Here is a 23,936-nt window from a genome sequence, read left to right as displayed (position 1 = left end):
TCTACGATACACACACATCCAGGCGCGCGCGAACCCGGCCCTTGTGACGGCAGCCCTGCGCCACCACCTTCATGGGGACGCGACATTATCGAGGCCAGGCTATGCAGGACGCATGCTGTCCGCTGTGCGGACGGGCACTGGGAACGGTCAACATCGACCGCCATCACCTTGTGCCGAAGCGCTTCAAGGGCAAGGAGCAGTTCCCGATCCACAAGATCTGTCACCGCAAGATCCACTCGGCGTTCACCGAGCGCGAACTGCTGCGTAGCTACCATACCTGGGAGGCGCTGCGCGGCCACGAGGAGATCCGCGCCTTCATCGACTGGGTCGCAAGGAAACCGTCCGACTTCTATACCCGCACCTACACCTCGAACGACAAGAAGCGCCGCTCGTAGGGTGGACTCCCGAGTCCACCACTGCTCAACGTGCAAGCCGTGGACTCGGGAGTCCACCCTACACCCTACGAACCAATTACCTCGCCCGAAAACAAAAAGGGCCACGTCATCGACGCGGCCCTTCCTTATTCTGGCTCCCCGACCTGGACTCGAACCAGGGACCTGCGGATTAACAGTCCGTCGCTCTACCGACTGAGCTATCAGGGAATTGAGGCAACATTATAGCGGGCCGAACGCGGTTTGGCGAGTCCCGTACGAAAATTTCAATGCAGGGGCCGCCAAGGCCGCGTCAGGGCTGCAGGATTGCGCCCACTGTCGGGTCGAAGCCCTTGCGGATATCGCCCGCCAGCCGGGCAAACATCTTCTTCGAGCGCGGCGAACGGTGCGACTCGAAGCGCAGGCTGCGCCAGTCCACGTAGTTGCGCGCGCCGATCAGGCGCAGCACCGGATCGTCCCGGCACCTCGCCTCGTCGCCCAGCGCTGGACAATGGATGTAGTACACCGGCAGGATCAGGTCGGTACGCCCCAGGGCTTGCTCGCGCAGGGCAAAGCGCAGCACTTCCCGGCGACATGCCTCGCTCCCGAAGAAACTCGGGGTGATCATACAAACAAGAAAGGAGGCGCTGTCGATGCAGCCGCCGATCCGCTGCTCCCAATCCTGCCCCCAGGCGATGTCGCTGGTATCCTGGAAGATGTCGGCGCGCGCTCCCGTTTGCAGGGTGAGCTCACTGCTCAAGCGCCTGCGGAACTCCGTCAGACGACCGTCCTCGTGCACATCGTCGCCGCGTGCGTAGCTGAGGAAACCTGTCGGATTCTTGGTCATGACTGCCTCTCTTTCGTGTCGATTAGCTCGTACTCCAGCCAGGCGCACCAACCACCCGGACCACCATGGTCGCGGCAGGCTGATGTGTTACAAAGTTAGAGTTTGTGGCCGGAGGAAAAATCCATGAGAAAAAGGGCAATCGGCAAACGCCTGAGCTGCGTCAACAGACGAGCTCGCTATACAAGCCGGCTCTGCCCTGTCGCTAGCGTTTTTTGCGGTCCCGCACCTTCCCGGCGCGGCTTTGTTATAGTCGCGGCACCCGTCCTTACCACGCGCGATTCCCGCATACGACCATGACCATACCCCGCACTCTCGGCACTCCCCTCTCCCCATCGGCCACCCGCGTGATGCTGCTCGGCTCCGGCGAGCTCGGCAAGGAAGTCATCATTTCCCTGCAACGTCTCGGCGTCGAGGTCATTGCGGTCGACCGCTACCCGAACGCGCCGGGCCACCAGGTGGCGCACCGCTTTCACGTGATCGACATGACCGACGGTGCCGCACTGGCCGCGCTGATCGAGCGCGAACGGCCCGACCTCGTGATTCCGGAAATCGAGGCCATCGCCACCGACACGCTGGCCGCGCTCGAAGCGGCCGGCCGCATCGCCTGCATCCCGACCGCGCGCGCGGCCCAGCTCACCATGAACCGCGAAGGCATCCGCCGCCTCGCCGCCGAGGAACTCGGCCTGGCCACCTCGCCCTACCGCTTCGCCAGCAGCCTGGCCGAGCTGGAGGAAGCCTGCGCCGCGGTCGGCTTCCCCTGCGTGGTGAAGCCGGTCATGTCGTCCTCGGGCAAGGGACAGTCGAAACTCGACAGCGCGGCCGACGTACGCGCCGCCTGGGATGCTGCCGCGGCAGGCGGCCGGGTCGACGCCGGCCGCGTGATCGCCGAAGGCTTCATCGACTTCGACTACGAGATCACCCTGCTCACCGTCCGCTCGCGCGCGGCGGATGGCACCGTGACGACCGGCTTTTGCGAGCCGATCGGCCACAAGCAGGTGCAGGGCGACTATGTCGAGTCGTGGCAGCCGCATCCGATGGCGCCGCTGGCCCTGGAACGCTCGCGCGAGATCGCGGAAAAGGTCACCGCCAACCTGGGCGGCCTGGGCGTGTTCGGCGTCGAACTGTTCGTGAAGGGCGACATGGTCTGGTTCTCGGAAGTCAGCCCACGCCCGCACGACACCGGCATGGTGACGATGGCGACCCAGGTGCAAAGCGAATTCGAGCTGCACGCGAAAGCCGTGCTGGGCCTGCCGGTGAATACGGCCCTGCGCACGCCCGGCGCGTCCGCCGTCATCTACGGCGCAATCGACGCCGCCGGCATCGCGTTCGAAGGCGTGGCCGAGGCGCTGGCGGTGCCCGAGACCGATATCCGCCTGTTCGGCAAGCCGGAATCCTTCACGCGCCGGCGCATGGGCGTGGCGCTGGCGACGGCGCGCAACATCGGCACGGCGCGCGAGCGGGCGCTGGCCGCCGCGGCTTGCGTGAAGCCGGTGCCGGGCCGCTGACGGGCTGGCCGCCCGCCTCCCGACATGGCGCCATCGCGACGCCATTTTTTTCGCCTGCACGTCGTTGCACCGCTTGCGGCATGCAGGCGCCACCCCGTGAACGGAGTTCACGCTATACGCGAGGGTGCAAAACAAAAAAGGCCGCGTGCGCACGCGGCCTTCTCAATATTCTGACACCCCGACCTGGAGGCGAACCAGGGACCTGCGGATTAACAGTTCGTCGCTCTACCGACTGAGCTACCTGTAGGGAACGCGCGAACGTTTCACGACGGTGTTGCCATCGAAGCCCAATTGGGTCAGGCGATAACGGATATTCCACAACGCGGCGGTCGGTTTGTCTACCTTGGGGCCCAGGATGACTTCGGACTGCGGCGCGCCAAACAGGAAAGCAGGCGTTTCGCAATACAAGCAGCCAGGCTTCCTCTCGTCGATCCGGATCTTCGGGTTATCCAGTCGCATCACCGTCAATGCCCGCGCCTCCTTCTCGGTCGAATACTGCTCATCCTTGAACAGATAAAGCAGCTCGAGCAAGATCGCCGTGGCACACGAAGCAATGCGGTCCCAGACGGGCGGGGATACCGCGGCTTGCAGCTCCAGCACAGCCGATAGCGGTTCCATCAATTCTTCTAGCAGCTCGACGACGTCTTCGTCCTGATACTTTATCCAATACAGCAAGGGAGGCTCCACGACGATCTTGCCGAGCAGCTGCCCTTCTGCATCTTCCTCGTCGGTCGCCGACTGCTCCGGCAGGAAAACCTTGGAAGAATCCCGGTTCCGGACGTGAACGACAGACCTTTCCCTGTCCGGAATAGGAAGGACAAGGCAGTAGCCCTCGCCATCCCTGCCATATGCCCGCCACAGGTCGAGACGGTCGGATTCTTGCGTGAGCGAGACGGTAAACACCGAGGGCAATAGATGCGCGGTGCTGTTGTGCCGTGCAAACGATCCGAAATACTGGGTGTCGAACAGCTCGCGCAGAAGTTCACTGGCTGCGCGAGCGTCTGGAAACTCCGCACTTGATTCGAGCTCACAAAAATTCAACAGCCGCCGCCCCTCGGACGGATCGTTCATGTAGTCGACCAGGTACTGGCGCAAGCAGTTCCGACCATCCTTGCCGGGTTCCAGGCTCAACAGGCTCTCGATCGCGGACCAGGTCGTGAAATGCGCAAGCGTCACCGGCTCCTGGATCAAATGTTTGCTCCGAAGGTCGAAAAACCTTTCTTCGAGATTCTCCAGAGCGACGGCGGCTTTCGCCCTGAGCTCCGCCTCTACTTTCTCGGCTTCAAGCGAGGCCAGAACAGCCGCGATCATCGGGTTGGGCAGGAAGGACGGCGCCTCCGGATGCCCCAACTCGGCCGCAGCGGAAAAAAGCGCCAGCGCTTTCTGCTCATCGGAGCCCGGAAACTCGTCGAATTTATGCATTTTGGCCAACACAAACATCGCGTCAGCATCCCTTAGCCCGGCTGCTTTTTCGAGCCAGGCGGCCGCCTGTGACCGATCGAGCTCACCGAACTCACCCACGTAATACATGAGGGCGAGGTTATACATCGAGTCCGCATGGTTTTTAGCGGCAGCGCGCTCATACAGGTCTTTGACCCGGGCGAGGGTCTCCTCGTCGGCCGCTTCATCTGCGTAAATGAGCGCCAGATTGAACATGGAAGCCGCATGCTCATCCTCCGACGCCTTTTCAAAACAACGCTTTGCGTTGACGAGGTCGGGGCTCCCAAGATCCCCCCGTCCATACATTTGCCCAAGATTGAACAGCGCAGAAGTATTGCCTTTCGCTGCCGCAGCCTCGAACAGGGCGAAAGCTTTCGCATGATCCTGGGGTACGCCATCGCCTCGACGATACATGGCCCCCAGGTTGAGCATGGCGTTATGGTGGCCCTTCGCGGCCGCTTGCTCATATAAGCCTTTCGCCGCAATGTTCGCTTTCTCGGCATCGACACCGGCGCATTCGCCACGCCTATACATCAAGGCCAGATTGAACATCGCCGCCTTGCTTCCCAATTCGACTTCGCGCTCGTACAAGCTGCGGATCATGGCGAAGTCCGGATCCCCGAATTCGCCGCGCTGGCATCGCCGCGCGAATGTAAACATCGCCCCGCCATCGTTTGCGGCGAGAAGCCCGTCGATATGTTGCCTCAGCTTATCCCGGATGTCCGGATCACTCACATCGAAGGAGGGTAACGCGTCAGGGGATGCCTTGGTCATGTATTCGTTCTCGTTTTTTTCGCCCACGCGGAAAGCCAGGGTAACAAAGTCGGACAATCATGCCGATTATCAAGTATTACACGGCTAGGCGCCAGCAGGAAAACCGAGGGCCAGCGAAGTCGGTCGCTATCGGCGAGCGGGGTGACACGCATTGGTGCTCCCGGCCGGAAAAACGCAAAAAAAAAGCCACGTCAACCGACGTGGCTTTCACAATTCTGGCTCCCCGACCTGGACTCGAACCAGGGACCTGCGGATTAACAGTCCGTCGCTCTACCGACTGAGCTATCAGGGAATTGAGGTTGGCATTATAACCGCTCGACAGTATTGCGCAAGGCCCCGCACGCAAGTTCGCGCCGGGCGCGTCCACAGAACGAAAAAAGGCCGCATCGTCGATGCGGCCACGTGCGTCTTTCCGGGAATCAGGCTTTGCGGGCGCGGCGCGCGGCGGCGACGCCGGCCAGGCCCAGGCCGAGCAGCGCGAGCGATGCCGGTTCCGGCACGTCGTTCTGCTGCTGGGTCAGCAAGAGCGAACCGAACATGCGCGCGTCGGAATCGCTGTTGCTTCCACCGAAGTGAAAGCGCAGCAGGTCACCCGCCTGCACGTTGGTAAAGGTGTATGCCCCCGTATAAGTAAAACCGCCCGACGGCGTGCTGCAGCAATTGGCCGGGCCGGCATTGACCAGCCAGTCGGTGCCGCTGGGCGAGTCGGCGGCGAGCCGGGCCGTCACGTTGAAATAGGCGTGGAAACCGCTGTAGTTCCACAGGACGCTGTACTCGCCCGCCTTGTCGGCAACCGCGCTCGCGGTCCAGGTCTGGGGCGAATACACCTCCCAGCCGGACAGGTTGTAGTTCAGCTTGACGGTGTCGTCGCTGTGTTCGGTCGAGACAGTGCCCGGCCCTGCCAGCGTCCAGTTCAGGACGCCGGCGCTGGCGCCTGGCGCGGCCGCCAGGGCTGCACTGGCGAGCAAGGCGGCAACGGCGATGCGAAGGCCTGTGCGGGAAGCGGTGTGCTTGATCATGGTAATCCTTTCAGGAGGCTTTCTGGTTTATGTTCCCGGCGCCTGGCACCGGGCGAAACATTTACAGATAAGCAATTACCATGCCAAAAAGCAAATATGCTTTTTGATCAACAACTTGTTGCGAAGGGATAGCGGTCGCCAGCTTAGGGCTGTAAATATTGTCGACAACCACGACAACATCCGCGCGCGCAATGCAAAAAGGGCCGCATTTGCACGCGGCCCTTTTCTCAATTCTGGCTCCCCGACCTGGACTCGAACCAGGGACCTGCGGATTAACAGTCCGTCGCTCTACCGACTGAGCTATCAGGGAATAGTGTTGCTCTTCGTACTCGCTTGCCTCAAGATGACTTCAAGCGCGAAGAGCCAAGATTTTAGAGGACTTTGGCAATCGCGTCAACGACGAGATCGATGTTTTTCGAGTTCAGCGCGGCGACGCAGATACGGCCGGTGTCGACGGCATAGATCGATTCGTCGCGCAGCTTGCCCACTTGCTCCTTGGTCAAGCCCGAATACGAGAACATGCCGACCTGCTCGCGCACGAAACCGAAGTCGCGGCCAGGCGCCTTGTCGGCCAGCTTCTGCACCAGCGCTTCGCGCATTTCCTTGATGCGCACGCGCATGCCGGCCAGCTCCTCTTCCCACAGCTGGCGCAGCTCGGGCGTGGACAGCACGGTGGCAACGACCTTGCCGCCATGCAGCGGCGGGTTCGAGTAATTGGTGCGCACCACGCGTTTCAGTTGCGACAGCAGGCGCGCCGCTTCCTCGCTGCTCGATGCGACGACCGACAGCGCGCCGACGCGCTCGCCATACAGCGAGAACGATTTCGAGAACGAGTTCGACACCAGCAGCGGACCGCCGGCCTCGACGAAGCGGGCGACCACGGCGCCGTCCTCGGCGATGCCGCTGCCGAAGCCCTGGTAGGCCATGTCGAGGAAGGGAATCAGGCCGCCGGCCTTGACCGCTTCGATCACCTGGCCCCACTGCTGCTGGGTCAGGTCGGCGCCGGTCGGGTTATGGCAGCAGGCATGCAGCACGACGATAGCCCCCGCATCCATCTTGCGCAGCGACGCCATCAGCCCGTCGAAATCCACGCCGTGGGTGGCGGGATCGTAATAGGTGTAATGGTTGACGACGAAGCCGGCGCTTTCGAACAGGGCGCGGTGGTTTTCCCAGCTCGGATCGCTGATGAAGACCTGCGAATCGGGCGAGAAGCGCTTGAGGAAATCGGCGCCGATCTTCAGCGCGCCGGTGCCGCCGATGGCCTGCACGGTGACTGCGCGCTTCTCTTGAATTACGGCGCTGCCGGCCCCAAATACGAGCTCTTGCACGGCTTTGTCGTACGCTGCCAGGCCCTCGATGGGCAGATAGGTGCGTGGCGACAACTGCTCCATCAACTTCGCTTCCGCCTTTTGAACGCACTGCAGCAAAGGCACTTTGCCGTTGTCGTCGTAATAGACGCCCACCCCCAGGTTGATCTTGGCCGGGTTGGTATCGGCGTTGAATGCTTCGGTAATGCCCAGAATCGGGTCGCGTGGGGCCATGTCGATGGCGCCGAAGAGGCTGGCGGAGGCGGTGGAAGTCATCGTGATAAACTGATTTTGTCGGTGGGTTCGCAGCGGTTGTATGGACAAGCGACACGTTGCTGCAGTGCCGCAAACGAACTCCTATTCTAGCAAAGGTCTCGAAACATGGCTGATGTATCCATCGCAACCGGTCCGGAACCGACTGTGATCACTTTCCCGAACTCGCCTTTCAAGCTGCACCAGCCCTTCCCTCCGGCCGGCGACCAGCCGACCGCGATCGACGGCCTGGTCGAAGGTATCGAAGACGGGCTGATGTACCAGACCCTGCTCGGCGTGACCGGTTCCGGCAAGACCTACACGATGGCGAACGTGATCGCCCGCGCCGGCCGTCCGGCGATCGTGTTCGCCCCGAACAAGACGCTCGCTGCCCAGCTGTATGCGGAGTTCCGCGAATTTTTCCCGCAGAACGCGGTCGAGTATTTCGTCTCCTATTACGACTACTACCAGCCGGAAGCCTATGTGCCGCAACGCGACCTGTTCATCGAAAAGGACTCGTCGATCAACGAGCACATCGAGCAGATGCGCTTGTCCTGCACCAAGTCGCTGATGGAGCGGCGCGACGTCATCATCGTCGCCACCGTCTCGGCGATCTACGGTATCGGTAACCCGAACGAATACCACAAGATGATCCTGACGCTGCGCCACAAGGACAAGGTGGCCCAGCGCGACATCATCGCGCGCCTGATCCAGATGCAATACTCGCGCAACGAGATGGACTTCAGCCGCGGCACCTTCCGCGTGCGCGGCGACACGATCGACATCTTCCCGGCCGAGCACGCCGAACTGGCGATCCGGGTCGAGATGTTCGACGACGAGATCGAGTCGCTGCAATTGTTCGACCCGCTGACGGGCCGCGTGCGCCAGAAGATTCCGCGTTTTACGGTGTACCCGGGCTCGCACTACGTGACCCCGCGTTCTACCGTCCTGCGCGCGATCGAGTCGATCAAGGCCGAGCTGAAAGACAGGCTCGAGGAATTCCGCCAGCAAAACAAATTGATCGAAGAGCAGCGCCTGGAACAGCGCACCCGCTTCGACCTGGAAATGATGGCCGAGATCGGCTTCACGAAGGGCATCGAGAACTACTCGCGCCACCTGTCGGGCGCGATGCCGGGCGAACCGCCGCCGACCCTGGTCGACTACCTGCCGAAGGACGCGCTGATGTTCATGGACGAGTCGCACGTGCTGGTCGGCCAATTGTCCGCCATGTACAACGGCGACCGCTCGCGCAAGACGAATCTCGTCGACTACGGCTTCCGCCTGCCTTCGGCGCTGGACAACCGCCCGCTGAAATTCGAGGAATTCGAAGGCAAGATGCGCCAGACGATTTTTGTGTCGGCCACGCCCGCGGAATACGAAAAAGCGCATGCCGACAACGTGGTCGAGCAGGTGGTGCGCCCGACCGGCCTGGTCGACCCGGTGATCATCGTGCGCCCTGCCCTGTCGCAGGTCGACGACGTGATGAGCGAGATCAACGACCGCATCGCGAAGAACGAGCGCGTCCTGATCACCACCCTGACCAAGCGCATGGCCGAGCAGCTGACGGAATATCTATCCGACCACGGCATCAAGGTGCGTTACCTGCACAGCGACATCGAAACCGTCGAGCGGGTCGAGATCCTGCGCGACCTGCGCCTGGGCACCTTCGACGTCCTGATCGGCATTAACCTGCTGCGCGAGGGCCTGGACTTGCCGGAAGTGTCGCTGGTGGCCGTGCTCGATGCCGACAAGGAAGGCTTCCTGCGTTCCGAGCGCTCGCTGATCCAGACCATCGGCCGCGCCGCGCGCAACCTGAACGGCGTTGCCATCCTGTACGCCGACCACGTGACCGATTCGATGCGCCGCGCGATCGACGAAACCGAACGCCGCCGCGCCAAGCAGATCGCCTTCAACGAGGCCAACGGCATCACCCCGGTCGGCGTGCAAAAGAAGATCAAGGAACTGATCGACGGCGTCTACAGCAATGCGGCGCAGAAGGCGATGCTCGAGGGCGCCCAGAACCTGGAAGACGCGGCCGCCACGGCCAAGATCGAGGCGATGAGCGAGAAGCAGATCGGCAAGGAGATCAAGCGCCTCGAAAAACTCATGGTCGACCACGCCAAGAACCTCGAGTTCGAAAAGGCGGCGCAGGTGCGCGACCAGCTGCACATCCTCAAGCAGCAGGCCTTCGGGGCGCCGGGGGCGGACAACGTGGTGTCGATGTTGGGGAAATAGCCAGGCTGCTTTGTCCGATCCATGGGATGATCGGCTCATCAAAATACCTTGATTAATCCCAATTTTCAGCATCCTTGGATGCGAACGCTTCGCCTCTTGGTATTCATCAAGATCTCGGGACTGCGACTCCTTTCGAAAAGAAATTTCGAGCTGCGCAAATGAGCTCAGCAGACGAGTATTTGCGGATAGTTAAGACTTTAAAATTTTCTTCTGACTAACATGGTTGCACATAGGAAACAAGTGTTTAACTAACGCTCAGGAGAACATTATGCAAGTTTTGACTATGGATGAGATTTCTATGGTTTCCGGAGCCGACAGGGGGGACGCCAGTGCGGCAGGGGCTGTCGCCGGCGGGATGGGCGGGTAGAGCGCCGGTTCGGCTATTGCACGTGCCGCGGGAATGGGAGCATTACGCGGTGTCGTTCTTGGTATCGCTGGGATGGTCGGAGGTGCAATTATTTTTGGTGGAATCGCTTACGTGACGTATAGACTGGCCGTGTAACGTGTGCTTGAGATAAGCTCGGCGCCTACCCGTAGAGGTAGGCGTTTACTCTTCTAACATGTTGGTGGAGGACTCATGATAAGCAATCATGAAAATAAACGCCAAGCTTTGGATTGGATCATCCTCGGCCTGACAATCTCAGCAAGTACGGTTCTGATACCGATTGTGTTTCCAAACAAAATAAGTCTATCTCCTCTTCTACTTTTTGGTATTATATTTTCGACAAATGTATCGACCTATTTTTTACCGGAAGATATACCAAAACGAAAAATCGGCATTTTCACGAAAGCATTTTTCGCTCGTTTGCTCATATCGTTCATTTCCGCAGGACTTCTTATCTGGATATCTGCTTTCGCCAGCGGTCTTTAACAGGCCATCGCGAATTTCCCAAGCTGTGCGGCTTTAGCGCTTGAACATCCGCGGATCGAACCTGAAGGTCCGCGCAATACTTAATTCGACCTGGTCGTACGCATGGTGGGCCGGATTGATGACGAGGTTGACGCCCTCGCTCACGATCACCGACGGCACCCGCATGTACAGGTATTCGCGTTTCTTGAGGAAGGCGGTGCCGAAGGCGGTGGCGCTGCCGCCATCGTCGAGATCGTCCCAGCCCACCGGCAAGTCGGCGTGGTCCAGGTCGAGGCCGAGCGTAGGATCGTCGGGCAGGTCGATGGCGACCAGTACCAGGCGCTCTTCGTCGACCTCTTCGGTATGCACGAACTTTTCCAGTACGGCCAGCTCCACCGTCATGGCGGCGTACAGGGCCGGCTGGCCCTCGCTGTGCCAGTGGCCGCCGCTGGCGCGGGCGCCTGCGCAGCTGCGGTCGAGCGCCGCTTTTTCGATTGCAATTCTCCAGGCTCGCATGTGGCTCCACGTCGTGAATGTCGATGGCACCAGCATACATGGCGCCCCGTCACGGCCGCGCACGGCTCGCATCTGCCCGCCATCAACGAAAAAAACGGCCCGCAGGCCGTTTTTTTTGTTACGTGCGGAAGGATTACTTCTGCTGCTTGCGGCGGCGCGCGCCACCGATCATCAGTGCGCCCAGGCCCAGCAGTGCGATGCTGGTCGGTTCCGGAACCAGCGACACGCGGCCGTCGGTGGCGGTGTGCAGGAAGTCGCCGTAACCGCTCATCAGCATGCCGCCGAAGTAGGTGCCGAACGAGCCTTCGGCATAGCCCAGGCTGGTGAAGCGGCCGCTGAAGGTGTTGTTGGCAACGATCATCAGCTCACCGTACATGTTGACGAAGGATGGGCCGCCCGAATCGCCGCCGCCGATGCCCGACTCGCGGTCGTTCGGCAGGATGTCGGTGCAGACGCCGAAATAGGTGCAGAAGGTATCGCGGCCGGCGCCGTCGAAGTCGGCGTAATAGACTTCCTTCTTGCCTGCAGCGAAACCTTGCTCGTCGTCGAGGTCGAACAGGTCGATGACGTTCTCGCCGGTGCGCTTGGTGAAGAAGCTTGGGCTGATGTAGTAGCCGCGGGTACCGTCGCCCGAGGTGCCGTAGCCGGCCATCGTGATGTGGGTGCCTTCGCTCAGCGGATTGACGGCAACCTTGTAGATCTTGGCGCTGGCCGGGGCGTCTGCTGCCAGGGTCAGCACGGCGACGTCGTCATTGACGCAACCACGGGTGCCGTCCGGGCAGTTGTTGAAGCCCTGGTAGCCTGCATGCACGTCCACCTTGGTAGCAGCGATCAGATCGTACTTCGCGCCGTTGTTGTTGAAGATCACGCGCACGTCGGTGCCGGGCTTCTTCAGGTCGACGTAGGTGCCGTTGCCGGCGGTGTCGACGCAGTGGCCGGCGGTCATCACCGAGCGCTTCGCGATCATGGCGCCGGAGCAGATGAAGGACTGGCCGTCGTAACGGATGTTGATGCTGACCACGCCCGAGTACTTGGAACTCGCGACGTTCGGGTCGACGTGCGCGCCCGGCGTGTCGGGCAGAGCGCCCGAGGTAATCGTTGGCGTAACGATCGAGCCCTCCATGCGGGCGACCGATGCGTGGGCCGAGCCCATGCCGAACATCAGGCCGGCTGCAATGACGCCACCGGCGATTTGTTTCAACGACAGATTCCGATTCAGCATTTCTTTTCCTTTTACTTTTTATGGTGTGAATGTCTCTCTTCACGGGCCAACCGCGCCCGAGCAAATGCAGATAAGCAATAGCTGTGCCACATGGAAAATAATGCTTACATTCAAGTACTTACAAAATTTTCTCGAGGAAAGAATTTCGATGCTGTAAGAATTATCGACAGAAAGCCGGCTTGCCAGGCCGGCTTGTGGCATGAAACAAAAACGGCCCGCAGGCCGTTTTTGCTTCATGCAGAATAAAGCTTCGTGGCTTACTTCTGCTTGCGGCGGCGCATGCCACCGATCATCAGGGCGCCCAGGCCCAGCAAGGCGATGCTGGCCGGCTCCGGCACCAACGTCACGCGGCCGTTGGTGGCGTTGTGCAGGAAGTCGCCGTAGCCGCTCATCAGCATGCCGCCGAAGTAGGTGCCGAAGGTGCCCGGGGTCTGGCCCTCGAAGCGGCCGCTGAAGGTGTTGTTGGCAACGATCATCATCTGGCCGTACATGTTGACGAAGGATGGGCCGCCCGAATCGCCGCCGCCGATACCCGACTCGCGGTCGTTCGGCAGGATCTCGGTGCACACGCCGAACAGGTCGCAGAAGGTGTCTTTACCGGCGCCGTCGAAGTCGGCGTAATAGACTTCCTTCTTGCCGGCGGCGAAGTCCTGTTCGTCGTCGAGGTCGAACAGGTCGATGACGTTTTCGCCGGTACGCTTGATGGTGAAGCTTGGCGACACGTAGTAGCCGAGGGTGCCGTCGCCCGAGGTGCCATAGCCGGCCATCGTGATGTGGGTGCCGGTATTGAGCGGATTGACGGCGACCTTGTAGATCTTGGCGCTGGCCGGTGCATCCTGCGCCAGGGTCAGCACGGCGACGTCGTCGTTGACGCAGCCGCGGCTGCCGTCGGGGCAGTTGTTAAAGCCCTGGTACCCCTGGTGGACGTCGACCTTGGTCGCGTTGATCAGGGCATTGATGTTGCCGTTGCTGTTGAAGACCACGCGCACGTCGGTGCCGGCCTTCTTCAGGTCGACGTAGGTGCCGTTGCCGGCCGTGTCGACGCAGTGGCCGGCGGTCATCACCGAGCGCTTTGCGATCATGGCGCCGGAGCAGATGAAGGACTGGCCGTCGTAACGGATGTTGATGCTGACCACGCCCGAGTACTTGGAACTCGGGACGTTCGGGTCCACGTGCGCGCCCGGGGTGTCGGGCAGCGCACCCGAGGTGATTGCCGGGGTGACGATCGTATTCGGCATGCGGGCAACGGATGCCTGGGCCGTGCCCATGCCGAATGCCAGTCCGGCTGCAACCACACTACCTGCGACGTATTTCGACGACAGTTTCCAGTTCAGCATTTGTTTTCCTTTTTTGTGAGTGTCTCTTCACGGTGGCCCCTCCCCCGTGCACTGGACACTCAGCAATAACCATGCCAAACGGAAAATAGTTCGTCGATTCAATATGTTAGGTAGTTAACAAACGGTCAGAATTTCAAAGTGTAAATGTTACCGACACAAAAAATTTCTGTGACAAATGTTTATTTGACGTCCAGCAATTCCACTTCGAAGATCAGGTTGGCGTTCGGCGGAATCGGGCCGGCGCCGCGCGCGCCATAGCCGAGGGGCGACGGGATGATCAAGGTGCGCTTGCCGCCTACTTTCATGCCGGCCACGCCCTGGTCCCAGCCCGGGATGACGGCGCCCGCGCCGAGCGGGAAGGTAAACGGCGCCGTGCCGACCGAGGAATCGAAGCGCGCGCCGCGCCCTTGCGGCGCCTTCGGCGCGTACAGCCAGCCCGTGTAGTGAACGGTGACGGTCTTGCCGGCAATCGCTTCCTTGCCCTTGCCGGCGACGGTGTCGATTTTCTGGACTTGTGGCGCAGCGGCCGCTGCTTTGGCAGGCTCGGCCGGCGCGGCGCCGGCAGCGGCGGCGCTCAGGAACAGGGCCAGGCCGAAGGCGGAGAGTGTCGTTTTCATGGTTTTACCTTTGGAAGAATGAGCGGCTCGATGCGATCAGCCGATCAGATTGCACGCTGGCATTAATACGGCTGTGCGCGCAGTATTCCTTACTCGGACAATTCGCACAAGCTCAGCGAGGGTTGCGCTGGCTCGACGCCAGGATCTGCGCCACCTGGTCGAGGTCGGCCGGCTTGACGAGGTGATGGTCGAAGCCGGCCTCTTGCGCCAGCCGGCGGTCCTCGTTCTGGCCGTAGCCGGTCAGGGCGACCAGGGTCGCGCCGCGCAACTCGGGCAGCGCGCGCAGCTGGCGCGCGAGCGCATAACCGTCGGTGTCGGGCAGGCCGATATCGAGCAGCATCACCTGCGGCAGTTCGCGCCGCGCCCGCTGCAAGGCGCCGCGGCCGTCGTATTCGACCGAGACGGAATGGCCCTGCACTTCGAGCAGGGTGGCGAGCATGTGGGCCGCGTCCTGGTTGTCGTCGACCACCATCACGCGCAGCGGCAGCCCCTGCGCGGCGGCATCGTCGCCGCTGCCGGCGCCCGCCAGCGCGGCCGTTTGGCCGATGCGCGGCAGGCGGATCTCGAACTGGCTGCCGCGCCCCGGCCCCTCGCTGCGGGCGTCGACGCTGCCGCCGTGCAGCGCGACCAGGCTTTTCACCAGCGCCAGGCCGATCCCGAGCCCGCCCTGCGAGCGGTCCGGCGTGCGCTCGGCCTGGGTGAACAGGTCGAAAATATACGGCAATACGTCCGGCTCGATGCCGATCCCGTTATCGGTAACGGTGACCGCCACCTGGTCCCCGGAGGCGGTGACGGCGAGCGTGATCTGGCCGCCCGGCGGCGTGTACTTGGCGGCGTTGTTGAGGATGTTCGACAGCACCTGCACCAGGCGCGTGCGGTCGCCCAGCACATGCACCGGCTCGCCCGACAGCTGCATCGTCAGCGAATGGCGTTTCGATTCGACCAGCGGGCGCACCTGCTCGAAGGCCCCGGCGACCACGGCGTTGACGTCGATCTCTTCCTTTTCCAGCGTCACCAGGCCGCGCGTCACGCGCGACACGTCGAGCAGGTCGTTCACCAGGTCGGTCATGTGCTCGGCCTGGCGCGCGATGATCTCGCTGGCGTTGCGCACCGCCTTGGCGTCGAGCCGGCCGAGTTTCAGCAGGTGCGCCGCGGTCGTGATCGGGGCCAGCGGGTTGCGCAGCTCATGGGCCAGCATCGCCAGGAACTGGTCCTTCTGGCGGTTGGCGGCGCGCAGATCGTCCTCGACCTGCTTGCGCACGGTGACGTCGCTGCCTTCGACGAAGATACCGGCCACGGTGCCGCCGGGATCGCGGATCGGCTGGTAGATGAAATCGAGATAACGGCGCTCGAGGGGGCCTCCGGAACCGCGTACCACGTCGATCGGCAGCGCGTGTCCCACGAAGGGCGCGCCCGTCCGGTAAACCTGGTCGAGCAGCTCGAAGAAGCCCTGCCCTTCCACTTCCGGCAGCACTTCGCGCGCGGTCTTGCCGACCAGGTCAAATCGTCCGATCAACTCGCAATAACTTTTGTTTGCGATCTCAAACACATGTTGGGGGCCACGCAGCACGGCGATGATACCCGGGGCCTGTTCGAACAGGTCGACCAGGCGCTGGTTCTCCTGGTCGCGGTAGCGTTCGGCCAGCACCTGCCCGGTGACTTCGACGCAGGCGCAATACATGCCGGCGATCTGCCCGGAATCGTCGCGCACCGGCGAATACGAGAAGGTAAACCAGGTCTGTTCGTCGTAACCGTGGCGATTCATCAAGAGCGGCAGCTTTTCGACATAGGTCGCTTCGCCCTTGAGGGCGCGCTCGATGAAGGGATAGATGTCGTCCCAGATCTCCGACCAGATATCGTAGAAGCGCGCGCCGAGCGAGGCCGGATGCTTGTCGCCCAGGATCTCCACATAGGGGTCGTTGTACAGGAAGCCGAGCTCCTTGCCCCAGGCGCAGAACATCGGGAATTTCGAGCCGAGCATGAGCGAAACGACCGTGCGCAGCGCCTGCGGCCAGCTGGCCGGCTCGCCAAGCGGCGAGCGCGACCAGTCGTGCGCGCGCATCAGGGCGCCGGTCTCGCCGCCGTCGCTGAGGAAGCCCAACTGCGCGGCCTCGCTGCCGCCCGTCGTCGATGATGTTGGGCCAGGGTCGCTCATGTCAGAGTGTCTTCACGAATTCGCGGATACCGCCGAGCAGCATCTCGACCGACATCGCCGTCAGGATCAGGCCCATCAGGCGCTCGAAGGCCGTCATCACCTGCGGCCCCAGCTTTTGCTGCAGGCGCTCGGCGCTCAGGAACACGGCCAGCCAGACCACGCCCACGGCCGCCAGCGCCGCGACATGGACCATGGTTTCCGACAGCGAGTCGGAACTGAACAGCAGCACGGTCGCCAGCGCCGACGGTCCGGCCAGCGCCGGGATGGCAAGCGGCACGATGAAGGGCTCGCCATCGGCGCTACGGCCGAGCACGCCGTCCGGGTGCGGGAAGATCATGCGGATCGCGATGATCAAGAGGATCACGGCGCCGCCGATGCGCAGCGCGACCGGGCTCAGGTGCAGCGCGGCCAGGAAGTGCTGGCCGAAGAACATGAATACCAGCAGTAACAGGAACGCGATCGCGCATTCGCGCACGACGATGCGCGGCCGCCGCTGCAGCGGCGTGTCTTTCAGGGCGGCGGCAAACAGGGGGACGTTGCCGAAGGGGTCAGTGACGAGGATGAGCAGGATGAATGTCTGGAAAAAACTTTGGGTCATGGTTGTTCTTGTTGTTAGTTTCTTGGCCTATACAGCGCTGCGGGAATCTTAACTGATTCGCATGGATGACGCTGTATTGACTCCAAAGAAAAAAAGGCCTCGGCGTTGTCCGCCGAGGCCCTTGCTTTCCGCGATGGGCCCGCGCAGCAGGGCTGCGCAGGCGCCTTCCTGCAAGCGATTACTGCTCGAACTTCTTCAGCCAGGCCGACAGCTGGTGCGGGCGCAGGCCGTCGTAGTCCTCGAACGGCTGGTGGATCCACGGGTTGTGCGGCAGGTCTTCCAGGTGGTAGTCCGGCTTGAAGGCCGAGGTGCCCTTGACCCAGATGACGGCCGAGCGCACTTCGCTCACCTCGGGATAATTCGCCTGCAGGTGCTCGCGCACTTTCTGCAGGGTGACGCCGGAATCGGCCAGGTCGTCGACCAGCAGGATGCGGCCGGCCAGCGGGCCCTTGGTCATCGTCATGTACTTGGCGATGTCGAGGTTGCCCTGCTTGGTGCCGGCTTCTTCGCGGTAGGAGCTGGTCGACAGGATCGCCAGCGGCACGTCGAAGATGCGCGAGATCACGTCGCCGGGACGCACGCCACCGCGCGCCAGGCACAGCACCATGTCGAACTTCCAGTTCGATTCATGCACTTGCAGCGCGAGGCGCTCGACCAGGCGGTTGTACTGGTCCCACGACACCCAGAGGTCCTTGTCGGTCGATGCAGGAGTGTTCATTTCAGGCTATTCCTATTCTTATTGAGTTGCTCAGGCCGCAAACGGATGGCGCAGGACGATCGTCTCCACGCGGTCCGGACCGGTCGATACCATGTCGACCGGGATACCGACCAGTTCTTCGATACGCTGGATGTAGGCGCGGGCATTCGCCGGCAGCTCTTCCATTGTCTTGGCGCCGACGGTGGACTCGGTCCAGCCCGGCATTTCTTCGTAGACAGGCACGCAGGCGGCGGCTTCCTCGGCGCCGACCGGGAAGATGTCGACCTCGCGGCCGTCGATCTTGTAGCCGGTGCACAGCTTCAGCGATTCGATGCCGTCCAGCACGTCGAGCTTGGTCAGGCACATGCCGGTCACGCCATTGATGCGGACCGAACGGCGCAGCAGCGCGGCGTCGAACCAGCCGCAGCGGCGGGCGCGGCCGGTGACGGTGCCGAACTCGTGGCCCACGCGCGACAGGTGCTCGCCGACGCCGGCATCGGTCGGCAGTTCCGACGGGAACGGACCCGAACCGACGCGGGTCGTGTAGGCCTTGGTGATGCCCATGATGTAGTGCAGCATGCCCGGACCGACGCCGGCGCCGGCAGCGGCATTGCCGGCCACGCAGTTCGACGAGGTGACGAACGGATAGGTGCCGTGGTCGACGTCGAGCAGCGAACCCTGCGCGCCTTCGAACAGCAGGCTGCCGCCGGCGTCGTAGGCGGCGTACAGGGCGGTCGAGACGTCGCCGACCATCGGGCGCAGGCGCGGCACCAGGGCCATCGCGTCGTCGAAGGTCTTCTGGAAGTCGATCGCTTCGCCGCCCAGGTAGTTCACGAGCACGAAGTTGTGGTACTCGAGGTTTTCCTTGAGCTTCTCGGCGAAGCGCTCTTCGTTGAGCATGTCGGCGATGCGGATCGCGCGGCGCGCCACCTTGTCTTCGTAGGCCGGGCCGATGCCCTTGCCGGTGGTGCCGATCTTGTTCTCGCCGCGCTTGGCTTCACGGGCCTTGTCGATGGCGACGTGGTAGGGAAGAATGACCGGGCAGGCTTCCGAAATCTTCAGGCGCGACACGACTTCGACGCCGGCCGCGGCCAGCTTGTCGATCTCGCGCATCACGTCCGGGACCGAGACGACGACGCCATTGCCGATGTAGCAGGCCACGCCTTCGCGCATGATGCCCGAGGGGATCAGCTGCAAGGCGGTCTTCTGACCGTTGATGACCAGCGTATGGCCGGCGTTATGGCCGCCCTGGAAACGGACGACGCCCGCTGCGTGATCGGTCAGCCAGTCGACGATCTTACCCTTGCCCTCATCGCCCCACTGGGTGCCGATGACAACGACGTTCTTTGCCACGTTTGTATTTGACATCACTTAACCTAAGTTTTTGAGAATCCAATTTCCATCTTCGAGGACGAGCACGCGGTCGCACTCGAACTCGTCCTGAACATTATCGTGACCCGGCATGGACTGGATCACGACTTCGCCTGCCTTGCGCAGGTCAGCGATTTTTTCGCGCAGCTCGGGCGCGTTGCCCCACGGGGCGCGCACCGAGTGCTTGCGTTCTGCCGTCGGCAGCAGCCTGGCCAGCTCGCGCAGGTCGAGCGAGAAGCCGGTCGCCGGACGCGCGCGTCCGAAGGCTTCGCCCACATGGTCGTAGCGCCCGCCGCGTGCCACGGCGTTCGGCAGACCCGGCACGTAGAGCGCGAACATGGCGCCGCTTTCGTACTGGTAGCCGCGCAGGTCGGCCAGGTCGATCGCCACCTCGGCGCGGCCGAGGGCGCCGGCGGCCAGCGCAGCCAGCTCGGCCAGGGCGCGCGTGATGCCCGGCAGCGCCGGCAGCACTTCTTTCGCACGCGCCAGCACTTCCACGTCGCCGTACAGGTTCGGCAGCGCCAGCAGCGCGGCGCGGGTCTCGGGCACGTAGTGGCGGGTCAGTTCGGCCAGGCCGGGCACGTCCTTGGCGCGCAGCAGCGCGGTGATCTGGGCTTCGTCGCGCTGGGCGGCGGGGTCTTGCGCCAGCAGCGCGCGCAGTACGCCGACGTGGGCCATGTCGAGGCGCACGTCGAGGAAGCCGGCCATTGCCACCGAAGCGAGCGCCAGTTCCTGGATCTCGGCATCGGCCTCGAGGCCGGCATGGCCATAGATCTCGGCGCCGATCTGGATCGGTTCGCGGGTCGCGTGCAGGCCCGACGGACGGGTATGCAGCACGCTGCCGGCGTAGCACAGGCGGGTGACGGTATCGCGGTTCAGCAGGTGGGCGTCGATGCGCGCCACTTGCGTGGTCATGTCGGCGCGCAGGCCGAGCAGGCGTCCGGACAGCTGGTCGACCAGCTTGAAGGTGCGCAGGTCGGTATCTTGCCCGGCGCCGGCCAGCAGCGACTCAACGTACTCGAGCATCGGCGGCATGACCAGCTCGTAGCCGTACAGACGGAAGGTATCGAGCATCTCGCGGCGCAGGTCTTCGATCTTGCGCGCTTCCGACGGCAAGACGTCGGCGATATTCTCAGGCAAAAGCCAGTTCGGCATGGGCGACAGCTAGGTTGTAAATGAGGGATTGTTAAGAATGAAGCAACAGGGCGCGCCCGCAGTATGCGAAGTGCGCGCCGAATCGGCAATTTTACCTGAAAATGCAACGGGACAGGGCGTGGATGATGGAGGATGGCTGAAGAGCTTGCCCGACTGCCACTAAAAAATTGACTATACAACAGCCTGGGTGCAGGGCATATTCAAGCGTGGAGCCGGGACTCCAACGGTAGGGTGGGCGCGGAGCGCCCACCCTACGTAAAAAAACGCCGCGTTTCACGCGGCGTTTTTTTACTTCGCGCTCGGGTTCTTGAAATACTTGAAGAACTCCGAATTCGCGTCGATCACCATCACGTCGCCCTGCGGCTTGAAGCTGGCGCGGTAGGCTTCGAGCGAGCGGTAGAACTTGTAGAACTCGGGGTTCTTGCCGAAGGCGCCGGCGTAGATGGCCGATGCCTTGGCATCACCCTCACCCTTGATCTTCTCGGCTTCGCGGAAGGCTTCGGCCAGGATCACGGTGCGCTGGCGGTCGGCGTCGGCGCGGATCTTCTCGCTTTCGGCCGAACCGGTCGAACGCAACTCGTTCGCCACGCGCACGCGCTCGGCGCGCATGCGGTCGTAGACCGAATTGTTGATCTGCTCGATGTAGTCCACCCGCTTCAAGCGCACGTCGACGATGCCGACGCCGATCTGCTTGGCTTCGGCGATGACCTTGTTCTGCACCGCCTTCATCACGGCACCACGCTCGCCGGAGATCACTTCGCGCACGGTGCGCTTGGTGATTTCGTCGTTCAGGGCCGCCTTGATGATCTGCGACATGCGGTTGGTGGCGGCGCGCTCGTCGCCGCTGAAGCTGACGTAGTACAGGCGCGGCTCGACGATGCGCCACTTCACGAAGGCGTCGACCAGGATGTTCTTCTTCTCGGCCGTGATGAAGCGGTCGGCGTCGGGCGTATCCAGGGTCAGGATGCGCTTGTCGAGATAGATCACGTTCTGGAACGGCGGCGGCAGCTTGAAGTGCAGGCCCGGTTCCGAGATCACTTCACGCACTTCACCGAGCGCGAACACGATGGCATAGCGGCGCTGGTCGACCACGAACACGGTCGACGACAGCAGCATCAGGGCAATGAAGCCCGCCACGAAAATGGTTACGAGGCGGTTCATTAACGGCTCTCCCTGTCACGTGAGGTATCGCGGGAGCGGCTGTCACGCTGGCGCGCCTGCTCCGTGTTCTGGTTCACTTCCTGCGACGGCGCGGCGGCGCCCTGCTCCTGCGGCACCTGCACCGCGCCCGAGCGCGCGCTGCCGACGGCGGCGTCGTTGGCGGCCACCTGGGCGATCAGCTTGTCGAGCGGCAGGTACAGCAGGTTCGAGTTCGAACGGGTGTCGACCATGACCTTGCTGGTGCTGCTGAAGATGTCCTGCATCGTGTCGAGGTACATGCGGTCGCGGGTCACGCCCGGGGCCTTGGCATACTCGGTCACGACCTGCGAGAAGCGCGAGGCGTTACCGGTGGCGTTTTCCACGACCATCGAGCGGTAGGCTTCGGCATCCTGCAGCAGGCGCGAGGCGGCGCCCCTGGCGCGCGGGATCACGTCGTTGGCATAGGCTTCGCCCTCGTTGCGGGCACGCGCACGGTCCTGGCCGGCCCGGACAGCGTCGTCGAAGGCGCTCTGCACCTGCTCCGGCGGCTGCACGTTCTGCATGGTCACGTTGGTGATCAGGGCGCCCAGCTTGTAGCGGTCGGCGATCTCCTGGATCTGTTTCTGGACGTCGAGCGCCACCTTTTCGCGGCCCTCGTACAGGACGAAGTCCATCTTGCTGCGGCCGACGACTTCGCGGATCGCGGTCTCGGCGACCTGGCGCACGGTGGCGTCCTGGTCGCGGTTGTTGAAGACCCAGGCGACCGGGTCCTTCAGCGTGTACTGCACCGCGAACTGGATGTCGATGATGTTTTCGTCGTCGGTCAGCATCAGCGACTCGGCCGGCTGCTTGTTGCGCACGTTGTCGCGGTAGCCGACTTCGGCGGTCCGCACCTGCGAGACGTTGACCGTCTCGTGGGCCTGGATCGGGGCCGGCCAGCGCCAGTTGAAACCGGCGCCGGTGGTGTGCGACAGGCGGCCGAAGGTGGTAACCACCCCGACCTGCCCTTCCTGCACGATGAAGGCGCCGCTGGCGAGCCAGATCAGGAGCACGATGAAACCGATGACCGATGCGGTGATGCCCGCGCCGCGGCCTTCGCCGCGGTACGGGCCGCCGGCATCGCCGCCGTTGTTGCCGCGGCTGCCGAACAGGCGGTTCAGGCGCGCATTGAAGTCGCGCCACATCTGATCGAGGTCGGGTGGGCCTTCGCCCGGACGGCGACCCTCTTGGGCCTTGTGGTCACCGCCGGGATTTTTCCCCCAGCGTGGGTCGTTCAGCGATAACTTAATGCCGAATCGTTTTAATAAAGGAACAAGCATAGGCTTCTAATGTGGCCCGATATGGGTGGAGGTTGGATTACTTTCGCCGTCGTCGTCCAGCGACGAATACAGCGCTGCATCGTCCTGCTCTTCGTTTTTAGGGCTCAAGCCTGGCACGGAGTTGACTCCCGGCGCAATGCCCGACATAGCTGCTTCGACAATCGCATCGCGCAGCAGATCGAGACCGGCGCCGCTCCTGGCGCTGATAAAAACGCGGCTGATTTTATCATATTCATCACGCTCGACCCCCGGCTGGAGGTCGGCGGCGTCAATCTTGTTCCACACGAGGATCTGTGGAATATGGTCGGCACCGATTTCGCGCAAGACTTCGTTGACCTGCTCGATCTGCTCCATGCGCACCGGCGACGAACCGTCGACGACGTGCAGCAGCAGATCGGCATGGATCGTTTCTTCCAGCGTGGCGCGGAAGGCGGCGACCAGCTGGTGCGGCAGTTCGCGGACAAAACCGACCGTGTCGGAAATGACGACGCTGCCCGCCTCGTCGCCCAGGTACAGGCGGCGGCTGGTGGTGTCGAGGGTCGCGAACAACTGGTTCGCCACGTACACGCCGGCTTTCGTCAGCGTATTGAAGAGGGTCGACTTGCCGGCGTTGGTATAGCCGACCAGCGAGACCGAGAAGGTATTGTTGCGCCCGCGCTGGCGGCGCTGGGTTTCGTGCTGCTTGCGCAGCTTGGCCAGGCGCGCGCGCAAGGCCTTGACGCGTTCGCCGATCAGGCGGCGGTCGGTCTCGAGCTGGGTTTCGCCGGGGCCGCGCAGGCCGATACCGCCCTTCTGGCGCTCCAAGTGGGTCCAGCCGCGGATCAGGCGCGTGGCCAGGTGCTGCAGCTGGGCCAGTTCGACCTGCAGCTTGCCCTCATGGCTCTGGGCGCGCTGCGCGAAGATGTCGAGGATCAGGCTGGTGCGGTCGATGACACGCATGTCCAGGCGCCGCTCGAGGTTACGCTGCTGCGCCGGGGACAGGGCATGGTTGAAGATGACGATCTCGGCGCCGTCTGCCTTGGCAGCCAGGCCGATCTCGTCGGCCTTGCCGCTGCCCACGAAGTACGCGGGATCGGGAGCGTTGCGCTTGACCGTGATGGTGTTGATTGGCTCAGCGCCGGCGGAACGGGCCAGCAAGGCCAGCTCCTCGAGGCTGGCCGTGAAGTCGACGGCGCCAAAATCGACGCCGACGAGTGCGGCGCGCATGAC

Annotated in this window: 20 protein-coding genes and 3 tRNA genes; 4 read left to right on the top strand and 19 right to left on the bottom strand. The window is 62.8% G+C overall.

Translation table 11 applies throughout. The features are described 5' to 3' along the window. Positions 1 to 101: 101 nt before the first annotated feature. Positions 102 to 395, top strand: a complete 294-nt coding sequence (locus ACFPAH_RS09655) for an HNH endonuclease signature motif containing protein (RefSeq protein ID WP_379744128.1) — start codon at positions 102 to 104, stop codon at positions 393 to 395. Positions 396 to 526: 131 nt separating this feature from the next. Here ACFPAH_RS09655 and ACFPAH_RS09650 read toward each other — a convergent pair. Together ACFPAH_RS09650 and ACFPAH_RS09645 are read right to left on the bottom strand one after the other, a co-directional pair. Further along, positions 527 to 602, bottom strand: a tRNA-Asn gene (locus ACFPAH_RS09650). Between the two features lie 82 nt (positions 603 to 684). After that, positions 685 to 1,218, bottom strand: coding sequence for a toll/interleukin-1 receptor domain-containing protein (locus ACFPAH_RS09645; RefSeq protein ID WP_379744126.1), 534 nt, complete (start codon positions 1,216 to 1,218; stop codon positions 685 to 687). Positions 1,219 to 1,511: 293 nt separating this feature from the next. Here ACFPAH_RS09645 and purT point away from each other — a divergent pair, with 293 nt between their 5' ends. Next, a complete protein-coding gene (gene purT, locus ACFPAH_RS09640; RefSeq protein WP_379744124.1) occupies positions 1,512 to 2,723 on the top strand; it encodes a formate-dependent phosphoribosylglycinamide formyltransferase in 1,212 nt (403 codons plus the stop codon). Between the two features lie 237 nt (positions 2,724 to 2,960). Here purT and ACFPAH_RS09635 read toward each other — a convergent pair whose 3' ends face one another. The 5 genes from ACFPAH_RS09635 to ACFPAH_RS09615 form a co-directional block, all read right to left on the bottom strand. Then, positions 2,961 to 4,937 carry a tetratricopeptide repeat protein gene (locus ACFPAH_RS09635; RefSeq protein WP_379744122.1) on the bottom strand — a complete coding sequence of 659 codons (1,977 nt, stop codon included), beginning with the start codon at positions 4,935 to 4,937 and terminating at the stop codon, positions 2,961 to 2,963. Positions 4,938 to 5,153: 216 nt separating this feature from the next. Next, positions 5,154 to 5,229 (bottom strand) — tRNA-Asn (locus ACFPAH_RS09630). A gap of 127 nt (positions 5,230 to 5,356) precedes the next feature. Next, positions 5,357 to 5,956, bottom strand: a complete 600-nt coding sequence (locus ACFPAH_RS09625) for a PEP-CTERM sorting domain-containing protein (protein WP_379744120.1) — start codon at positions 5,954 to 5,956, stop codon at positions 5,357 to 5,359. 234 nt (positions 5,957 to 6,190) lie between these two features. After that, positions 6,191 to 6,266: transfer RNA gene (locus ACFPAH_RS09620), tRNA-Asn, on the bottom strand. A 61-nt stretch (positions 6,267 to 6,327) separates the two neighbouring features. After that, on the bottom strand, positions 6,328 to 7,539 hold the full coding sequence (locus ACFPAH_RS09615; protein ID WP_379744118.1) for an aromatic amino acid transaminase: 1,212 nt from the start codon (positions 7,537 to 7,539) through the stop codon (positions 6,328 to 6,330). Positions 7,540 to 7,644: 105 nt separating this feature from the next. Between ACFPAH_RS09615 and uvrB the strand changes: the two genes are divergently transcribed. Next, positions 7,645 to 9,750 (top strand): excinuclease ABC subunit UvrB, encoded by a 2,106-nt coding sequence (uvrB, locus tag ACFPAH_RS09610; protein ID WP_379744116.1) that lies wholly within the window; start codon positions 7,645 to 7,647, stop codon positions 9,748 to 9,750. A 577-nt stretch (positions 9,751 to 10,327) separates the two neighbouring features. Continuing rightward, positions 10,328 to 10,621 (top strand): hypothetical protein, encoded by a 294-nt coding sequence (locus ACFPAH_RS09605; protein ID WP_379744114.1) that lies wholly within the window; start codon positions 10,328 to 10,330, stop codon positions 10,619 to 10,621. 33 nt (positions 10,622 to 10,654) lie between these two features. Here ACFPAH_RS09605 and ACFPAH_RS09600 read toward each other — a convergent pair whose 3' ends face one another. From ACFPAH_RS09600 to hflX, 12 genes are all read right to left on the bottom strand, one after another. Then, the gene (locus ACFPAH_RS09600; protein WP_379744112.1) at positions 10,655 to 11,116 is read right to left on the bottom strand and encodes an RES family NAD+ phosphorylase; all 462 of its coding nucleotides are present in this window, start codon (positions 11,114 to 11,116) and stop codon (positions 10,655 to 10,657) included. Positions 11,117 to 11,249: 133 nt separating this feature from the next. Next, positions 11,250 to 12,338: a trypsin-like serine protease gene (locus ACFPAH_RS09595; protein WP_379744110.1), complete on the bottom strand. Its 1,089-nt coding sequence runs from the start codon at positions 12,336 to 12,338 to the stop codon at positions 11,250 to 11,252. 257 nt (positions 12,339 to 12,595) lie between these two features. Beyond that, complete coding sequence (locus ACFPAH_RS09590) at positions 12,596 to 13,675, bottom strand: trypsin-like serine protease (RefSeq protein ID WP_379744108.1); 1,080 nt, start codon at positions 13,673 to 13,675, stop codon at positions 12,596 to 12,598. 179 nt (positions 13,676 to 13,854) lie between these two features. Beyond that, complete coding sequence (locus tag ACFPAH_RS09585) at positions 13,855 to 14,292, bottom strand: FKBP-type peptidyl-prolyl cis-trans isomerase (protein ID WP_379744106.1); 438 nt, start codon at positions 14,290 to 14,292, stop codon at positions 13,855 to 13,857. Positions 14,293 to 14,404: 112 nt separating this feature from the next. Further along, positions 14,405 to 16,447, bottom strand: coding sequence for an ATP-binding protein (locus ACFPAH_RS09580; RefSeq protein WP_379744104.1), 2,043 nt, complete (start codon positions 16,445 to 16,447; stop codon positions 14,405 to 14,407). A 1-nt stretch (position 16,448) separates the two neighbouring features. Continuing rightward, on the bottom strand, positions 16,449 to 17,045 hold the full coding sequence (locus ACFPAH_RS09575) for a MarC family protein (RefSeq protein WP_379744102.1): 597 nt from the start codon (positions 17,043 to 17,045) through the stop codon (positions 16,449 to 16,451). Between the two features lie 178 nt (positions 17,046 to 17,223). Next, the gene (locus ACFPAH_RS09570; RefSeq protein WP_379744100.1) at positions 17,224 to 17,763 is read right to left on the bottom strand and encodes a phosphoribosyltransferase; all 540 of its coding nucleotides are present in this window, start codon (positions 17,761 to 17,763) and stop codon (positions 17,224 to 17,226) included. A gap of 30 nt (positions 17,764 to 17,793) precedes the next feature. Further along, positions 17,794 to 19,110 (bottom strand): adenylosuccinate synthase, encoded by a 1,317-nt coding sequence (locus ACFPAH_RS09565; RefSeq protein WP_379744098.1) that lies wholly within the window; start codon positions 19,108 to 19,110, stop codon positions 17,794 to 17,796. Positions 19,111 to 19,113: 3 nt separating this feature from the next. Beyond that, positions 19,114 to 20,268 (bottom strand): ATP phosphoribosyltransferase regulatory subunit, encoded by a 1,155-nt coding sequence (locus tag ACFPAH_RS09560; RefSeq protein ID WP_379744096.1) that lies wholly within the window; start codon positions 20,266 to 20,268, stop codon positions 19,114 to 19,116. A gap of 288 nt (positions 20,269 to 20,556) precedes the next feature. Then, the gene (gene hflC, locus ACFPAH_RS09555; RefSeq protein WP_379744094.1) at positions 20,557 to 21,429 is read right to left on the bottom strand and encodes a protease modulator HflC; all 873 of its coding nucleotides are present in this window, start codon (positions 21,427 to 21,429) and stop codon (positions 20,557 to 20,559) included. Continuing rightward, positions 21,429 to 22,727 (bottom strand): FtsH protease activity modulator HflK, encoded by a 1,299-nt coding sequence (gene hflK / locus ACFPAH_RS09550; protein ID WP_379744092.1) that lies wholly within the window; start codon positions 22,725 to 22,727, stop codon positions 21,429 to 21,431. Before hflK ends, hflC begins: the two co-directional genes overlap by 1 nt. Before the next feature lie 6 nt (positions 22,728 to 22,733). Beyond that, positions 22,734 to 23,933, bottom strand: coding sequence for a GTPase HflX (gene hflX / locus ACFPAH_RS09545; protein ID WP_379744397.1), 1,200 nt, complete (start codon positions 23,931 to 23,933; stop codon positions 22,734 to 22,736). Between the last annotated feature and the right edge of the window lie 3 nt (positions 23,934 to 23,936).

Origin of the sequence: Massilia sp. GCM10023247 (genome assembly GCF_042653325.1) — a bacterium.
Taxonomy (GTDB): Bacteria; Pseudomonadota; Gammaproteobacteria; order Burkholderiales; family Burkholderiaceae_D; genus Telluria.
The sequence above is the reverse complement of the archived record's forward strand: the minus strand, read 5'-3'. Positions and strand labels throughout refer to the sequence as shown.

Bases quoted from the DNA above. Each gene is read 5' to 3' on its own strand.
- ACFPAH_RS09585 (WP_379744106.1), bottom strand. From the start codon at position 14,292: ATGAAAACGACACTCTCCGCCTTCGGCCTGGCCCTGTTCCTGAGCGCC.
- ACFPAH_RS09635 (WP_379744122.1), bottom strand. From the start codon at position 4,937: ATGACCAAGGCATCCCCTGACGCGTTACCCTCCTTCGATGTGAGTGAT.
- ACFPAH_RS09580 (WP_379744104.1), bottom strand. From the start codon at position 16,447: ATGAGCGACCCTGGCCCAACATCATCGACGACGGGCGGCAGCGAGGCC.
- ACFPAH_RS09605 (WP_379744114.1), top strand. From the start codon at position 10,328: ATGATAAGCAATCATGAAAATAAACGCCAAGCTTTGGATTGGATCATC.
- ACFPAH_RS09565 (WP_379744098.1), bottom strand. From the start codon at position 19,110: ATGTCAAATACAAACGTGGCAAAGAACGTCGTTGTCATCGGCACCCAG.
- purT (WP_379744124.1), top strand. From the start codon at position 1,512: ATGACCATACCCCGCACTCTCGGCACTCCCCTCTCCCCATCGGCCACC.
- hflX (WP_379744397.1), bottom strand. From the start codon at position 23,933: ATGCGCGCCGCACTCGTCGGCGTCGATTTTGGCGCCGTCGACTTCACG.
- ACFPAH_RS09655 (WP_379744128.1), top strand. From the start codon at position 102: ATGCAGGACGCATGCTGTCCGCTGTGCGGACGGGCACTGGGAACGGTC.
- ACFPAH_RS09625 (WP_379744120.1), bottom strand. From the start codon at position 5,956: ATGATCAAGCACACCGCTTCCCGCACAGGCCTTCGCATCGCCGTTGCC.
- uvrB (WP_379744116.1), top strand. From the start codon at position 7,645: ATGGCTGATGTATCCATCGCAACCGGTCCGGAACCGACTGTGATCACT.
- ACFPAH_RS09615 (WP_379744118.1), bottom strand. From the start codon at position 7,539: ATGACTTCCACCGCCTCCGCCAGCCTCTTCGGCGCCATCGACATGGCC.
- ACFPAH_RS09570 (WP_379744100.1), bottom strand. From the start codon at position 17,763: ATGAACACTCCTGCATCGACCGACAAGGACCTCTGGGTGTCGTGGGAC.
- ACFPAH_RS09595 (WP_379744110.1), bottom strand. From the start codon at position 12,338: ATGCTGAATCGGAATCTGTCGTTGAAACAAATCGCCGGTGGCGTCATT.
- hflC (WP_379744094.1), bottom strand. From the start codon at position 21,429: ATGAACCGCCTCGTAACCATTTTCGTGGCGGGCTTCATTGCCCTGATG.
- ACFPAH_RS09575 (WP_379744102.1), bottom strand. From the start codon at position 17,045: ATGACCCAAAGTTTTTTCCAGACATTCATCCTGCTCATCCTCGTCACT.
- ACFPAH_RS09590 (WP_379744108.1), bottom strand. From the start codon at position 13,675: ATGCTGAACTGGAAACTGTCGTCGAAATACGTCGCAGGTAGTGTGGTT.
- hflK (WP_379744092.1), bottom strand. From the start codon at position 22,727: ATGCTTGTTCCTTTATTAAAACGATTCGGCATTAAGTTATCGCTGAAC.
- ACFPAH_RS09600 (WP_379744112.1), bottom strand. From the start codon at position 11,116: ATGCGAGCCTGGAGAATTGCAATCGAAAAAGCGGCGCTCGACCGCAGC.
- ACFPAH_RS09645 (WP_379744126.1), bottom strand. From the start codon at position 1,218: ATGACCAAGAATCCGACAGGTTTCCTCAGCTACGCACGCGGCGACGAT.
- ACFPAH_RS09560 (WP_379744096.1), bottom strand. From the start codon at position 20,268: ATGCCGAACTGGCTTTTGCCTGAGAATATCGCCGACGTCTTGCCGTCG.